14 protein-coding genes are annotated in these 14,802 nt (G+C 72.7%); 9 read left to right on the forward strand and 5 right to left on the reverse strand.

Translation table 11 applies throughout. The annotated features are described in order from the left end of the window. Window positions 1-104 precede the first annotated feature (104 nt). The 7 genes from GFJ45_RS03025 to GFJ45_RS03055 all read left to right on the forward strand — a co-directional run bounded on the left by GFJ45_RS03025 (window position 105) and on the right by GFJ45_RS03055 (window position 7,471). Window positions 105-1,547, forward strand: a complete 1,443-nt coding sequence (locus GFJ45_RS03025) for a sensor histidine kinase (protein ID WP_153394013.1) — start codon at window positions 105-107, stop codon at window positions 1,545-1,547. Next, entirely contained in the window at window positions 1,544-2,188 is a 645-nt protein-coding gene (locus GFJ45_RS03030) for a response regulator (protein WP_228386399.1), read from the forward strand. The genes GFJ45_RS03025 and GFJ45_RS03030 overlap by 4 nt, the downstream gene beginning before the upstream one ends. A gap of 111 nt (window positions 2,189-2,299) precedes the next feature. Beyond that, complete coding sequence (locus GFJ45_RS03035; RefSeq protein WP_153394015.1) at window positions 2,300-3,070, forward strand: hypothetical protein; 771 nt, start codon at window positions 2,300-2,302, stop codon at window positions 3,068-3,070. 96 nt (window positions 3,071-3,166) lie between these two features. Then, window positions 3,167-3,589 carry a YciI family protein gene (locus GFJ45_RS03040; protein WP_153394017.1) on the forward strand — a complete coding sequence of 141 codons (423 nt, stop codon included), beginning with the start codon at window positions 3,167-3,169 and terminating at the stop codon, window positions 3,587-3,589. Beyond that, on the forward strand, window positions 3,586-4,725 hold the full coding sequence (locus GFJ45_RS03045; RefSeq protein ID WP_153394019.1) for an RNA polymerase sigma factor: 1,140 nt from the start codon (window positions 3,586-3,588) through the stop codon (window positions 4,723-4,725). Before GFJ45_RS03040 ends, GFJ45_RS03045 begins: the two co-directional genes overlap by 4 nt. A 246-nt stretch (window positions 4,726-4,971) precedes the next feature. Continuing rightward, window positions 4,972-6,288, forward strand: a complete 1,317-nt coding sequence (locus GFJ45_RS03050) for an ABC transporter substrate-binding protein (RefSeq protein ID WP_153394021.1) — start codon at window positions 4,972-4,974, stop codon at window positions 6,286-6,288. Between the two features lie 16 nt (window positions 6,289-6,304). Further along, complete coding sequence (locus GFJ45_RS03055; RefSeq protein ID WP_153394023.1) at window positions 6,305-7,471, forward strand: mandelate racemase/muconate lactonizing enzyme family protein; 1,167 nt, start codon at window positions 6,305-6,307, stop codon at window positions 7,469-7,471. Window positions 7,472-7,486: 15 nt separating this feature from the next. Here GFJ45_RS03055 and GFJ45_RS03060 read toward each other — a convergent pair whose 3' ends face one another. Beyond that, window positions 7,487-8,755 (reverse strand): cation:proton antiporter, encoded by a 1,269-nt coding sequence (locus GFJ45_RS03060; RefSeq protein WP_153394025.1) that lies wholly within the window; start codon window positions 8,753-8,755, stop codon window positions 7,487-7,489. A 92-nt stretch (window positions 8,756-8,847) separates the two neighbouring features. Between GFJ45_RS03060 and GFJ45_RS03065 the strand changes: the two genes are divergently transcribed. Continuing rightward, window positions 8,848-9,990 carry a carboxylate-amine ligase gene (locus GFJ45_RS03065; RefSeq protein WP_228386400.1) on the forward strand — a complete coding sequence of 381 codons (1,143 nt, stop codon included), beginning with the start codon at window positions 8,848-8,850 and terminating at the stop codon, window positions 9,988-9,990. Window positions 9,991-10,102: 112 nt separating this feature from the next. Further along, window positions 10,103-11,335 carry a potassium/proton antiporter gene (locus GFJ45_RS03070; protein WP_153394029.1) on the forward strand — a complete coding sequence of 411 codons (1,233 nt, stop codon included), beginning with the start codon at window positions 10,103-10,105 and terminating at the stop codon, window positions 11,333-11,335. A gap of 162 nt (window positions 11,336-11,497) precedes the next feature. Here GFJ45_RS03070 and GFJ45_RS03075 read toward each other — a convergent pair whose 3' ends face one another. The 4 genes from GFJ45_RS03075 to GFJ45_RS03090 all read right to left on the reverse strand — a co-directional run bounded on the left by GFJ45_RS03075 (window position 11,498) and on the right by GFJ45_RS03090 (window position 14,791). Continuing rightward, a complete protein-coding gene (locus tag GFJ45_RS03075; RefSeq protein ID WP_228386404.1) occupies window positions 11,498-12,685 on the reverse strand; it encodes a serine hydrolase domain-containing protein in 1,188 nt (395 codons plus the stop codon). Between the two features lie 318 nt (window positions 12,686-13,003). Next, window positions 13,004-13,195: a DUF1918 domain-containing protein gene (locus GFJ45_RS03080; RefSeq protein WP_153394033.1), complete on the reverse strand. Its 192-nt coding sequence runs from the start codon at window positions 13,193-13,195 to the stop codon at window positions 13,004-13,006. 65 nt (window positions 13,196-13,260) lie between these two features. Beyond that, window positions 13,261-14,451, reverse strand: a complete 1,191-nt coding sequence (locus tag GFJ45_RS03085; RefSeq protein WP_153394035.1) for a thiolase family protein — start codon at window positions 14,449-14,451, stop codon at window positions 13,261-13,263. 121 nt (window positions 14,452-14,572) lie between these two features. Next, window positions 14,573-14,791, reverse strand: a complete 219-nt coding sequence (locus GFJ45_RS03090) for a hypothetical protein (protein WP_153394037.1) — start codon at window positions 14,789-14,791, stop codon at window positions 14,573-14,575. Window positions 14,792-14,802: the final 11 nt, after the last annotated feature.

A 14,802-nucleotide genomic window follows, 5' to 3' on the forward strand; every position in this document is an offset into this window, starting at 1 on the left:
ACTACGACGCTGCTCAGCTGCCGCGCCGGGCACGCCCGCGGTGGGAGTGGGCCGTGGGCCGGAGGACCTATCCGAGGTGCCACCGGCCGGGGCAGGATGACAGCGTGCCACCGCGCCGTCTCACCGTGCCGCTCGCCTGGGCGATCGCCCTGGGCGCGGCCGCGTTGAGCGTGGCGGCCCTGGTCATCCACGCCCAGGCGGCCGCGCTCACCGCCCAGCCGGTGCAGCTCTACCTGGCCGACGCCTGGGTGGGGCTGCTCTACCCGGCCGTCGGCGCGTGGCTGCTCGGCCAGTCGCGGGCCCCCGCGGCGGCGGCACTAATGATCGGCGCGGGGCTGCTGGCGCTCACCGGGCTGTCGGTGTCGTGGGTGACCTACGACGCCGCGGACGGGGCGGTCGGTGCGGCCGGGCAGGTAGCGGCGTGGCAGGCGACCTGGACGTGGGCGCCGTACCTGCTGCTGCCCACGGTGCTGCCGCTGCTCTACGCCCGGCCCGGCATGGGGACCGGAGGACGGGTGTCCCGCTGGCTGCTGGCCGCGACCGCGGTGGTGACCGCGGCCGTGGCGGTGCTGGCTGCCGTGGCACCGGGCCCGGTGAACGAGGCGGTGACCGTCGCGAACCCCCTGGGCGTGCAGCAGTGGGCCGGCTGGCTGCAGGTGGCCGCCGGGCTGCCGGCGCTGGTGATGCTGGTGCTGGCGCCGATGACCGTCGTGCTGCTCGGCTGGGCGTGGTGGCGGGAGCGCGACCCGCGGACGGGGGCCGCGCTGGTGGGCGCGGCGTCGTTCGTGGTGGCGGCGCTCACGGCGGGTGGCCTGCCCTACCCCTGGAACGACGTGTGGACGGCCGCCGGCGCGTCCGCCATGCCGGTGGCGTTCGGCGTCGAGCACCAGCTGCGTGCCTACCGGGACCGGCAGGAGGCGGCCCACCGGCAGTTCGTGCTGGCCCGGGACGAGGAGCGGGCACGGGTACGCCAGGACCTGCACGACGGCGTGGCCCCGCACCTGGCCGGCCTCGGCCTGCGGGTGGACGGCATCGCCGCCGGCGAGGCCATCGCGGCCCGGGACGGTGAGCCGGTCCGCGAGGAGCTGGCCGCGGTCAGCCGGGGGCTGCGGGACTCGGTGGTCGAGCTGCGGCGCATCATCGACGGTCTGGGCCCGCTGGCCGTGGACCAGCTCGGGCTGGCCGGGGCGGTCCGGGCCGTGGCCGAGCAGGCCGGGCCGGTGACGACGCGGGTGGAGACCGAGGAGCTGCCGCCGTTGCCCGCGCCGGTGACCGTGGCGGCCTACCGGATCGTGGTCGAGGCGGTCGGCAACGCGGTCCGTCACTCCGGCGCCGGGCACATCGACATCCGGCTCGGCACCGAGCCGGCGGGACTGCGGGTGGAGGTGCTCGACGACGGAGTCGGCGGCGCGGACGCCCGTCAGGACGGGCTCGGGCTCGGCGGGATGGCCGCACGCGCCGAGGCACTCGGGGGTCGGTTCCAGGTGACCGACCGGGAGCCGCACGGCACCGTGGTGAGGGCGGTCCTGCCGGTGAGCACCCCGTGAGCAGCCCGATCCGGGTGGTCATGGCCGACGACCATCCCACCTTCCGCGACGGGCTCCGCTCGGTCCTGGGTCGCGCCGACGACATCGCCGTGATCGGTGAGGCCGGCACCGGCGAGGGAGCGGTCGAGCTGTGCGCGGCGCAGGCCCCTGACGTGGTCCTCATGGACCTGCAGATGCCGGGGATCGGCGGGCTCGAGGCGACCCGCCGGCTGCGAGCCCACCACCCGGGCATCGCCGTGCTCGTGCTGACGATGAGCGACGCCGACGAGTCGGTGTACGCCGCCCTTCGCCTCGGCGCCCTCGGGTACCTGCTCAAGGACACCCCCGGGCCGGACATCGTCGAGGCCGTGCGCCGGGTCGCCGCCGGCCAGGCCCTCTACGGACCGGCGGTGGCCGGGCGGATCGCCGCCTTCCTCAACGCGGGCCCGGGCCCGCACCCGTTCCCGGAGCTGACCACCCGCGAGCGCGAGGTGCTCGACCTGATGGCGCGGGGCCTGGACAACGCCGCCATCGCGCGGCGGCTGGTGGTCTCGCCGAAGACGGTGCGCAACAACGTCTCGGCAGTCTTCGCCAAGCTGCACGTCGCCACCCGGGCCGAGGCCGTGGTGCGGGCCCGGGAGGCGGGGCTCGGCACGGAGTGACGGGCGGATGTCCCGGCCAGGTCGGGACACCGGGCCCTGTCCCCCGGGTCGGCGCCCCGGGTCCACTGGCGGTCCCGCAGCCCGCCGGGCTGCACGTCACCAGGAGGACCCGTGCTCACCTCGACGCCACATCCAGCCCTCTCCCCCGCCGCCACGACTTCAGCCCCCGGCTGGGTTGGGCTGCTGCGCGGGGCCGCCCTCGTGCTGGCCCTCGGCGCGGTGCTCAACCAGCTCGCCGGTCGGTTCCTCGGCCCCTCGCTGGTCGTCCTCGCCGTGCTCTGCGTCACCGGCGCGATCCTCGCCGGCCGGCGGCCGCGGACGGCCGCCGTGCTGCTCGGCGTCACCGCGCTGCTCAACGTCACCCTGCACGGCTGGGTCTTCGGGCTGCTGCTCGAGGGCCCCGGCGCGGGCCTCGTCGTCGCCGTGAGCGTGCTGGACCTGGTGTGCTCACTGCTCATCATCACCGCCGCGGTGGCCGTGCTGAGCCCCCGGACCGGTCGGCGGCCGGAGTCGAGGACACCGCGGCTGCTCGGCCTCGCCGGCGTCGTCGCGGTCGTGCTCGCCACCGCCATGACGTTCAGCCTCTACGCGACCCGCAGCAGCGACGTCGCGGTGGACGGGGAGCCAGTGCTGGTGAGCACCGGCCTCCGCGTCGACCCGCAGTCGCTGACGGTGTCCGCCGACGGCGCCTCCGCCACCGTGGTGTTCCAGAATGACGACCTGCTCTACCCGCGCTCCATCGACATCGACGCGCTGGACCTGCACGTCGTCGTGCCACCCCGCACCGGCCAGCGCATCGAGCTGCCGGTGGGCCAGCACGAGTTCTACGACTTCGTCACCATGTCCGAGGCCACCTCCGGCACGATCACCGTCCTCCCGTGAGACAGGGTGACCAGGCGATGTCGAGAACGCTGCGGTGGCTCCGTCCTGGGGGTGAGGACGGCAACAATGGCCGTCACGGAGAGAAGGAGAAGTCCGATGGCCAAGTACCTGCTGCTGAAGCACTACCGCCGCGGCGGCCCGGAGCCGGTGCCCGGCACCGACGTGCCCATGGACCAGTGGACGCCCGAGGAGGTCGACGCCCACATCGCGTTCATGAACCACGTCGCCGACGTGCTCAGCCAGAACGGTGAGTTCGTCGACGCCCAGGCGCTGTCACCCGAGGGCACGTTCGTCCGGTACGACGGTGAGGGCAAGCCGCCGGTGACCGACGGGCCATTTGCGGAGTCCAAGGACCTCATCGCCGGCTGGATGGTGGTCGACGTCGACTCCGAGGAGCGGGCCCACGAGGCGGCGGCGTTCCTGTCGTCGGCGCCCGGTCGCGGCGGCCGGCCCATCCACGAGTGGATCGAGGTGCGCCCGTTCCTGACCCAGGCCCCGCCCGCCCAGAGCGAGGGATGACCGAGCCCCTCCGGGAGCTGGGGCCGCGCGTCCTCGGCGTCCTCGTCCGTCGCGGCATCCCCTTCGCGGCGGCCGAGGACGCCGTCCAGGAGGCGCTGATCGAGGCCGTCCGCCGCTGGCCGGACCGACGACCGGACGACCCGCAGGGCTGGCTCATCCGGGTGGCGTGGCGCAAGCTGCTGGACCAGCAGCGCGCGGACGCGGCCCGCCAGCGGCGGGAGGTCCTTGTGGCCAGCCAGCCCCCGCCCGGCCCGAGCGAGCAGGCCGACGACACCCTGCTGCTGCTGACCCGGTGCTGCCACCCGGCGCTGAGCCCGGCGTCGGCGATCGCGCTGACGCTGCGCGCCGTGGGCGGCCTGACGACCGCCCAGATCGCCCGTGCCTACCTGGTCCCCGAGGCGACCATGGCGCAACGGATCAGCCGGGCCAAGCGCACCGTCGACGGGCAGCGGTTCGACCAGCCCGGTGACGTGCGCGCCGTGCTTCGGGTGCTCTACCTGATGTTCAACGAGGGCTACACCGGCGAGGTGGACCTCGCCCTGGAGGCGCTCCGGCTCACCCGGCAGCTGGCGGCGGCCGAGGACGACCCCGAGATCGCCGGCCTGCTGGCGCTGATGCTGCTGCACCACGCCCGCCGTGCGGCCCGCTGGACCGCCACCGGGGAGCTGGTCCCGCTGGCCGAGCAGGACCGCACCAGCTGGGACACCGCGCTCATCGCCGAGGGGGTCAGCATCCTTCAGCGCGCCCTGACGAGGGACCGGCTCGGTGAGTACCAGGCGCAGGCCGCCATCGCCGCGCTGCACTGTGACGCTCCGACCGCCGCGGACACCGACTGGCCGCAGATCCTGGAGTGGTACGACGAGCTGCGTGCCCTCACCGACAGCCCCGTGGTCGCGCTCAACCGTACCGTGGCCGTCGGCGAGGTCGACGGGCCGCTGGCCGGACTCCGCGCGCTCGCCGAGGTGGACCCGTCCATCCCCCGTCACGACGCGGTCGCGGCCTACCTGCACGAGCGGGCCGACAACCGGGAGGAGGCGGCCCGCCGCTACCGGCAGGCTGCGCAGCGGGCGACCAGCGAGGCCGAGCGCGTGCACCTGACCAAGCAGGCCGCCCGGCTGCACACGGCGCCCGAGTAGCGGCTCGCGGCGTCGGGGGCTGCGGCGGGTGGCTGCGGACTGCGGCGGGTGGCTGGTCCCGCCGGTGTCGCAGGCGAAAGCTGCTTGCGATCGGTTATGGCGCGGGTCAACGACGGGCAGGCACTCAACCCCGCCCACGGAAAGGCTTGGCAAACATCCGACCGCTACCTTGACGTCACGGCTGAGAAATCGTTTTCATGGCGGCGGCCCGGGAACGCGGGTGCAGACCCAACGGAGGGATCGGTCATGGCAGTCAGCAAGGGCGCGACGTCGAGGTTGTCGACCTTCAGGTACGTGGCGGTCGCCGCCGGCCTGCTCGGTCTCGCCGCGTGCAGCGGCTCCTCCGGAGCCGGGGCCTCCGGGGAGGACGAGGTCGTGCTCCGGTTCTCGTGGTGGGGCTCGGACGTGCGGCACCAGCTGACGCAGGACGTGATCGACGCCTACGAGGAGCAGAACCCCGGCGTGCGGATCGAGGGCGAGTACGGCGACTTCAACGGCTACTGGGACAAGCTGGCCACCCAGGTCGCCGCCAACGACGCCCCGGACATCATCCAGATGGACCTGGAGTACATCCGGGAGTACGCCGGCCGTGGAGCCCTCGCTGACCTGCGCGAGACCGACATCGACATCTCCGAGTTCGACGACAGCGTGATCGCGCCGGGCGAGTTCGACGGCGGGCTGTGGGGGCTGACCAACGGCATCAACCTGGCCGTCGTGATCGCCAACCCCGCGCTCATCGAGGAGGCCGGCCAGCAGCTGCCGGACGACACCAGCTGGACCTGGGATGACTGGGTGGAGCTGAACGCGGCCATCACCGAGGGCACCGAGGACGGCGTCTACGGGTCGGAGTCGCCCACCCGCGACCCCGAGCTGCTGGAGATGTGGCTGCGCCAGCACGGCGCCTCGCTCTACACCCAGGAGGGCGGCCTCGGCTTCACCGCCGAGGACGCGGCCGGGTTCTTCGAGTTCCTGCTCCGCGCCACCGAGGAGGGCGCGGTGACCACGCCGAGCCTGGCGCAGGAGAACAACGCCGCCGACAACGCCCAGCGGGACCTGCCCACGGGCCGTGCCGCGATGGGCTTCTGGTGGTCCAACCAGCTCACCGCGGTGGAGGAGACACTCGGCCGGGAGGCTCGGCTGCTCCGGATCCCCAGCGCGGACGGGACCCCGGAGAGCGCTCAGCAGTGGTACCGAGCCTCCCAGTTCTGGAGCATCTCCGCCCGGTCGGAGCACCCCGAGGAGGCGGCTGACTTCGTCGACTTCCTCGCCAACAGCGAGGAGGCCGCGGGCACCCTGCTCGCCGAGCGGGGCGTGATCCCCAACAACGCGTTGCGTGAGCAGTTCTCCTCCGAGCTCTCCGACACCGACCAGCGCTCCACGGACTTCGTCACCCAGGTCGAGGACGAGCTGGGCCCGCCGACCGCGCCGACCCCGATCGGCCTGGGCGGGGACGCCTTCCCGTTCACCCGGTACACCTCGGAGGTGCTGTTCGGACGGATGACCCCGCAGGAGGCGGCGGAGGCGCTCATCGCCGAGGCCGAGGCCAACATGGCCTCGAGCTAAGGACCCGAGGCAGCACGTGAGGATCCTCGACATCCGGGAGCAGACCTTCCCGATCAGCTCCCCCATCCGCAACGCCTACATCGACTTCAGCCGGATGACGCTCAGCCTCGTCGCGGTGGTGACCGACGTGGTCCGCGACGGCAGGCCCGTGGTGGGCTACGGGTTCAACTCCAACGGCCGCTACGGGCAGGGCGCCATGATGCGCGAGCGGTTCATCCCCCGCGTCCTCGAGGCCGACCTGGTCGACCTGCTGGACGAGACCGGGGACAACCTGGACCCTGCGGCCGTGTGGCGGGCCATGATGGCCAACGAGAAGCCCGGCGGCCACGGCGAGCGCTCGGTGGCCGTGGGCACGATCGACATGGCGGTGTGGGACGCCACGGCCAAGGTCGCCGGGCAGCCGCTGTTCCAGCTGCTCGCCGACCGGTACGGCACCGGCGAGCCCGACCGGGAGGTGTTCGTCTACGCGGCCGGGGGCTACTACTACCCCGGGAAGGACCTGACGGCCCTCCAGGAGGAGATGCGCGGCTACACCGACCGCGGCTACACGGTCGTGAAGATGAAGATCGGCGGCGCCGACCTGGACACCGACCGGCGGCGCATCGAGAGCGTGCTCGACGTGCTGGAGCCGGGCCAGCGGCTGGCGGTCGACGCCAACGGCCGGTTCGACCGGGAGACCGCACTGCGCTACGCCGAGGCGCTGGCCGGCTACGACCTGTTCTGGTACGAGGAGCCCGGCGACCCGCTGGACTTCGCGCTGCAGGCCGAGGTCGCCCACGCTTACCAGCCGCCGCTGGCGACGGGCGAGAACCTGTTCTCGGTCCAGGACGCCCGCAACCTGATCCGCTACGGCGGGCTGCGCCCGGACCGCGACTGGCTCCAGTTCGACTGCGCACTGAGCTACGGGCTGGTCGAGTACCTGCGGATCCTGGACATGCTGGGCGAGCACGGCTGGTCGCCCGCGCGCTGCATCCCCCACGGCGGGCACCAGATGTCGCTCAACATCGCCGCTGGGCTGGGCCTGGGCGGCAACGAGTCCTACCCGGACCTGTTCCAGCCCTTCGGCGGCTTCCCGGACGGGGTGGCGGTCGAGGGCGGCTACGTCACCATGCCGGAGCTGCCGGGCATCGGCTTCGAGGGCAAGCGCGACCTCTACTCGCTGATGGAGCAGCTCGGCAGCTGAGCGCGTGGGCGGCCGTCACCGGGAGGCCGTGGGCGGTCCCGGCCCCGCGTCCGGACCGGTGTCTGGTCCGCTCAGACCCGGCTGCTGCGTGGCCGCCGGCTCCCCGTCGTGCCAGTGCGGGGTCTCGCTCGGCTGGTCGAACCGGTCGGCGACGACCACGTCGGTCGAGGAATGGGCCAGGATCGAGAGCACGATGGTCAGCGCCGCCAGGTGGAAAATCTCGTCGGCGGCGTTCAGCCCCGAGCTCAGCACGATCAGCGCGTACACGACCGAGGCGAAGCCCTTGGGCCCGAACCACATGGCCGCCGCCTGCTCGCGCAGGTTCAACCCGGTGCCGAGGAAGCTCGGCACCAGCGCCAGCGGGCGCGCCAGGATGAGGACGAGCACCGCGAACACCCAGCCGGGCCAGGGGATCTCGGCCAGGAAGGAGGGGGAGATCAGGGCGCCGAAGACGAGCAGCGCGAACAGCTTGAGCAGCTCGGCGATCAGCTCCCCGAAGTGCTCGAAGGACTGCCGCTGCGCCTGCCCGAACGTGGCCACCGTGACCCCCGCCGCGAAGGCAGCGAGGAACAGGTTGCCGTGCAGGGTCTCCGTCACGGCATAGACCAGCAGGCCGATCGCCAGCCCGTTCAGCGGGGCGTAGGCCGCCGAGGTCGAGAAGACGCGCAGGCCCTCCAGCTTGATGGCCAGCAGCGGGACGACCACCCCGACCACCAGCCCGACCAGGACCTCCAGCCCCAGCTCGTCCAGGTGGAGGTCCTGCGAGCCCTCGGCGGTGGCCAGCAGCACCAGCACCAGCGGAAGCGCCAGGCCGTCGTTGACGCCGGACTCGACGTTGAGCAGGTGCCGCAGCCGTCCGGGCACCTTGTCGTTGCCCACCAGGGCCGAGGCGAAGACGGGGTCAGTGGGCGCCAGCAGCGCACCGATCAGGAAGGACTCGGTCCAGGCCAGCCCGGCCACGTAGTGCGCGAGCAGCGCCGTGATGAGCAGGGTCAGCGGCAGGCCGAGGCCGAGCGCGCGGCCGGGCAGCCGCCAGGCGCTGCGGAGGTCCTGCCAGCCCAGTCGCATGCCGTCACTGAAGAGCACGGCGAACAGCGCGAGCTGGGCGCCGAGGGAGACCACCTCGTCACCGGGGCTCAGCGGCACCCAGCCGAGCATTCCCTCACCCACCACGAACCCGGCCACCAGGAAGATCACGGCCGTCGAGACGATGGTCCGCTTGGCCAGCGCCGACACCAGGACGGCAGCCAGCAGCACGAGCGAGAAGGTCAGCAGCAGAGGCACGGCACCCAGCATCCCTTATGGCGCGCCACAGCCGAGGGCGGTCCCACGACCCGGCCTCCGGGGTCGTGGCCGGCGTCGGGGAGACTGGACCGGTGAGAACCCTTGGTGTGGAAGAGGAACTGCTGCTGGTCGGGCCCGAGTCAGGCCGGGCGCTGCCGGTGGCCGGAGGCGTGCTCGACCACGCCGCCCGACCGGCCGGCACGGCGGGACCGTTCTCCACCCCCCTGGAGGATGAGGAGCCGGCGGAGAAGGAGGGGGTGGAGTCGGAGTTCCAGCAGCAGCAGGTGGAGATCCAGACCCACCCCTGCAAGGACCTGTCCGAGCTGCACGGCGACCTGAAGGCCGTCCGCGGCCGAGTGATCCAGGCCGCTCGCGAGATCGGCGCCCGGGTCGCCGCCGTGGGGACCTCACCGCACCGGGTGGAACCCCTCACGATGCCCAAGGAGCGCTTCCGCGTGATCCGGGACATGTACGGGATCACCGCGCGGGAGCAGCTGAGCTGCGGGCTGCACGTGCACGTGGAGGTGGAGTCTTCGGCGGAGGGGGTGGCCGTCCTGGACCGGATCCGGCCGTGGCTGCCGATGCTGCTGGCCCTCAGCGGCAACTCCCCGTTCTGGCAGGGGCAGGACAGCGGCTACGCCAGCTTCCGCTCCCAGGTCATGGGGCGCTGGCCGGCCTCCGGCGCCTACGACCTGTACGGCAGCGTCGACACCTACCGGCGCCGGGTCGACGACATGGTCGAGTCCGGCGTGCTCCTGGACGAGCACATGGTCTACTTCGACGCCCGGCTGTCCAGCAGCTTCCCCACCGTGGAGATCCGCAGCGCCGACGTCTGCCTGCAGACCCAGGACGCGGTCCTCGTCGCCGCGCTGGGCCGGGCCATGGTGGAGACCGCGGCACGGGAGTGGGCCTACGGCGAGGAGGCGCCAGCCGTACCGACGAGCATGCTGCGGCTGGCCACCTGGAAGGCCGGCCGCTACGGACTAAACGGCAACCTGCTGGACCCCCGCACGCTGAGGCCACGTCCGGCCCGCGACGCGCTACGGACGACGCTGCAGCACCTGGCGCCGGCGCTGCGGGAGGCCGGGGACGAGGACTTCGTGCGCGACCGGGTCGAGCACCTGCTCGAGCACGGCTGCGGCGCGCACCGGCAGCGGGAGGTCTACGACCGGACCGACGACCTGGACCAGGTCGTGGCCGACGCCGTCCGGCTGACCGCCGGAGAGGGCGGCTGACCAGCGCAGACCAGGCCGAGCCCCGGCGACGGAGCGGCCCGGGCCGGCGGTGGCCGCCGGTAGACTGCCACCACGACCGGACACCGGCGCCACGCCTCAGACGGGAGGCCGCATGTCAGTACAGCTTCCCGCCGACACCTGGGTGTTCGCCGCCGCGCTGCTGCTGATCGGCGCGGTCCTCGCCGCGGCGTTCGCAGGCCGGGTCCGGATCCCGGGCATGCTGCTCTTCCTCGCGATCGGCATGGTCATGGCCGACGACGGCCTCGCCATCGTCCGGCTCGACGACCCCCAGCTGGCGCAGACCGTCGGCACCATCGGGCTGCTGCTGATCCTCTTCGAGGGCGGGCTGACCACCAGGATCAGCGACGTCCGCCGGGTCGCCTCCCCCGCAGCGCTGCTGGCGTCGGTGGGCGTCATCCTGACCGCCGGCATCGTCGGTGGGGGCGCGGCGCTGCTGCTGGACATCGAGCCCACCACGGCGCTGCTGATCGGCGCGGTCGTCGCCTCGACCGACGCGGCGGCGGTCTTCTCGCTGCTGCGTCGCACGCCGCTACCGCGCCGGCTCTCCTCGCTGCTGGAGGTCGAGTCCGGCGCCAACGACCCGGTAGCCATCATGCTCACCGTCGGGCTCATCGCCACCTGGCAGGGCGCGCCGACACCGGTGGACTGGGTGGGGTTCGCCGTCCTGCAGGTGGTGGGCGGGCTGGTCGTCGGGGCGGTCGCGGGGCTGGCCGGGAGCTGGCTGCTGTCCCGGGAGACGCTCGGGGCGGCCGGCGTGTACCCCGTCATGGCGCTCGGCGTCGCGGGCCTCTCCTACGGCGGTGCCGCGCTGCTGGGCGGCTCCGGCTTCCTGGCCGTCTACCTCACCGGCCTGCTCGTCGGCGCGCGGGCCACCGTCTACCGCCGCGGGATCCTGTTCTTCCACGAGGGCCTGTCCAGCACCGCCGAGGTGGGGCTGTTCCTCCTGCTGGGCATGCTCGTCTTCCCGACGCACCTGCCCCCGGTGGCGGGGGCCGCGCTCATCGTCACCGTGCTGCTGGTGCTCGTGGCCCGTCCGGCAGCGGTCGCCGCCTGCCTGCTGTGGTTCGGCTACTCGTGGCGGGAGATGGCGTTCGTCAGCTGGGTGGGCCTGCGCGGTGCGGTCCCGATCGTGCTCGCGACGTTCCCGGCGGTGGCCGGGCACCCTGACGGCGAGCTCATCTTCAACGTCGTCTTCTTCGTGGTTCTGGTGTCGGCCACGGTGCAGGGCGTGACCGTCCGGTCGGCCGCGCGGCTGCTCGGCGTGGACGGTGACGAGGAGCCAGACCTCGCGACAGCCAGGGTTCCGTACGATCCACCCACGTGATGGAGGAGACGGGGCGCCGCCCCACTGGAGCCGCCGCAGCTGCCCAGCTGCTCTGACTCGGCACCGAAGCTCGCGGCACACCCCAACTCCCCGGCCAGATCCGGGACCTGCCGCGCTCGCCCGATCACGCTGGTCACGCGGAACATTCGCTCCCTCGACGGGCTAGCGCGAGGCGTCGACGACGATGTCGAGGAGCTCCTTGGAGGTCATATCGGCAGCGAAACCTGGACGGGTTGGGGGCGAGTTGCGCCACGCGACCACGACGGTGTCGGTCCCCGGGTGATAGCGGATGTAGGAACTGTATCCGGGGAGCATCCCGCTATGTCCGATGACGTTGTCCTCGAGCATGACGCCCAGACCGTAGGAGGTGCCCGGCCCGAGTGGGTGCGGGCCAGGCTCGAGCATGGTGGTCAACGTGGTCGGGCCGTCGAACAGATCCCCGGTGAACAAGGTGCGCGCGAACACGGCAAGGTCCTCGCCGGTGGAAACCAGACCCCCGTCTGCCCAAGCGAAGGACTTGTTGTAGTCAGTGAGGTCGAGGACTTCGGCGTTGATCTGGCTGAGCCGCTGCCCCGGGTCACCGGTGTCGCGCGCAAGCAGATCCCGGTCGCCGTACCCATGGGCGAGTTCGGCGCGCGGCCGTTCTGCGCAGGCGAGCCAGGTGTCGTCCATACCGAGCGGTTCGAGTATCCGCGCGCGGTAGACGTCTTCGAGGGGTCGGTCGGTGACCGCCTCGATCGCCCTACCGACCATGAGGTAGTTGGTGTTGGAGTACCGGAAGTCGGTCCCGGGTTCGAACCTTTGGCGCTGGTCGGCGGCATAGCCAATGCCGTCGCGCTCGGCACCGGCGCAGGGGGCGGTGACCACTGCGGCAGGGGCCCCGTCGTCGACCGAGGCCGCTCTGACACGGTCCTGGATGTACGCGGGCGCGTCCGAGTACTCGGGGAGGCCGGAGGTGTGCCCGAGCAGGTGTCGCAAGGTGATCTGTCCACCATGGTCGAACCTGTCGGCCTGCTCTGGGAGCACCTCGGCAATGGGGTCGTCGAGCGCGAGGCGGCCCTCCTCGACCAGTTGGAGGGCGACCGTGGCGGTGAGCAGCTTGGTGAGGCTGGCGATGCGGAAGGCCTCCTCGCCGGTGAGTTCCTCGTCGGCTGCCAGGTTCGCCATTCCGGAAGCCAGCGCGAGATCCGCGGTCGGGGTGTCGACCCAGGCAGCCATGCCGCCGACTTGTCCCTCGCCGCCGTCATGGACCACCGCGCGCAACTCCGCCACGACGTCCGGGGCGAGCTCGCCGTCATCACCGGCGTCCGCCTGACAGGCGGTGACCACCGTCAGTAGGGCCACCACCATCACGAACCCTCGACAGGGAAACCGGCTCGTGGCACCGCTTCCGGGGGGACCCGGTAGCCGGCTGCGCGACCAACCCCGGCCTGCCGCCTGGTCCTCGCTGGACCTACGCTGCGCGCCAGCCATTCGCTCACCCTCCAAGTTGGCCGTCAAGTGTGGCGTGCGGCCCGCCTTGCAGGCAAGAAGCCGGGCACCTCGACAGTTACTGCGCCGACACTGAGGCCGCCGACCGAGCCCAGGTGGTCCGCCGTCTGCGGAACTGGCGACCCGTTCCGGGCTCACCCAGGAAGCGTTCGCGCGGCGCGCCCGCGACAGCTGACCTCAGCCCTGCTGCGGGTGCTCCACGGTCGTGTCGCTCCCGGGGTACACCAGGCTCTCGTGACCGTCGTCGTACCGGACCAGGAACGGCGGCGCCCCGTCTTCCCCGCGGACCTCGATCACCTCGGCCCACTGGTCACGGTCCCCGACCGTGCGGCCGTGCACGTGCAGTCGGTCTCCCACTTCGGCTCGCATGACACTCCTTCCGTGGGTCCCTTCTCCCAGTGTGGGACGTCGGTGCCTGCGAGTGAACCCCTTGCTCAGCGGATGGTGCCGGTGTTCTCGATGACGACCGCGAGGCCCTGGCCCACCCCGATGCAGATGGCGGCGACGCCCCAGCGGTCGCCGGACTCGCGTAGCCGGTGGGTGAGGGTGCCGAGCACCCGGCCGCCGGAGGCGCCCAGCGGGTGACCGATCGCGATGGCGCCGCCCTTGGTGTTGACGATCTCCGGGTCGACCTTCCAGGCGTCCAGGCACGCCAGCGACTGGACGGCGAACGCCTCGTTGAGCTCGACGGCCGCTACCTGGTCCCAGCCGATGCCGGCGCGCTCGAGCGCCCGCTCGGCCGCGTCGACCGGGGCGATGCCGAACCGCTGCGGCTCGGTGGCGGCGGTACCTCGACCGGCGATGCGGGCCAACGGCTCGACCCCCAGCTGCCCGGCCGCCGCCTCGCTGCCCAGCAGCACGGCCGAGGCGCCGTCGCTCAGCGGTGAGGCGTTGCCGGCGGTGATGCTGCCGTCGGGGCGGAAGGCCGGCGTCAGGCCGGCGAGCTTCTCCCCCGTGGTGCCGTCCCGGATGCCTTCGTCGCGGGCCAGCTCGACGTCCGGCACCGGCGTGATGAGGTCGTCGTAGAAGCCCTCGGCCCAGGCCCGCGCCGCCCGCTGGTGCGAGTCCACGGCGAACTCGTCCTGTCGCTCCCGGGAGATGGCCAGCGCGTCGGCCAGCTGCTCGTTGGCCTCCCCCAGCGAGACCGTCCACTCCTGCGGCATCCGTGGGTTGACCAGCCGCCACCCGAGGGCGGTCGAGACGGCGGTGACGTCACCCGCCGGGTAGGGACGCCCGGGCTTGGGCAGCACCCACGGCGCCCGGCTCATCGACTCCACTCCCCCGGTGACCACGACGTCGGCGTCGCCGGTCTCGATCTGCCTGGACCCGATCATCGCCGCGTCCAGGGAGGAGCCGCAGAGCCGGTTCACCGTGGTGGCCGGCACCGTCACCGGCAGCCCGGCCAGCAGCACCGCCATCCGGCCGACGTTGCGGTTGTCCTCGCCGGCGCCGTTCGCGCTGCCCCAGACCACCTCGTCCACCCGCGCGCGGTCCAGACCCGGGGCCATGCCGAGCACCCCCTCGAGCGCGACGGTGGCCAGGTCGTCGGGGCGGGTGCCGGCCAGCGCCCCGCTGTAGCGGCCGAACGGCGTGCGGGTGGCTGCGTACACGAAGACATGACTCACGACTCCGACGGTAGCCCGCCTCCGCAGGCACGCAGCAGGGACGGCCCTCTGACGGAGTCAGCGGAGACCGGCAGGCGGTCCCACCATGGCGAGGGCGGGCCGGACGAGGTCGCCCTGCGGGCTACAGCATCGCCATCCGGTGGAAGGGGCTGGTGATGCGCACCTTCTGGGTGCCGAAGTCCACCGTCACCGCGGCCGCTTCCGCCCCGATGACCCGGCCCACGCCGTACGCGTCGTGGTTGACGAGGTCACCGCACGCGTACTGCTGGATGACCGGCTCGGGGTCCGGCTGGAAGGGGCTGCTGGCAAGGTGTCGCCGACGCGCGCGTGAGGTTGGCATTACTGCCAGTA

Source organism: Ornithinicoccus halotolerans (genome assembly GCF_009602535.1).
Taxonomy (GTDB): Bacteria; Actinomycetota; Actinomycetes; order Actinomycetales; family Dermatophilaceae; genus Ornithinicoccus; species Ornithinicoccus halotolerans.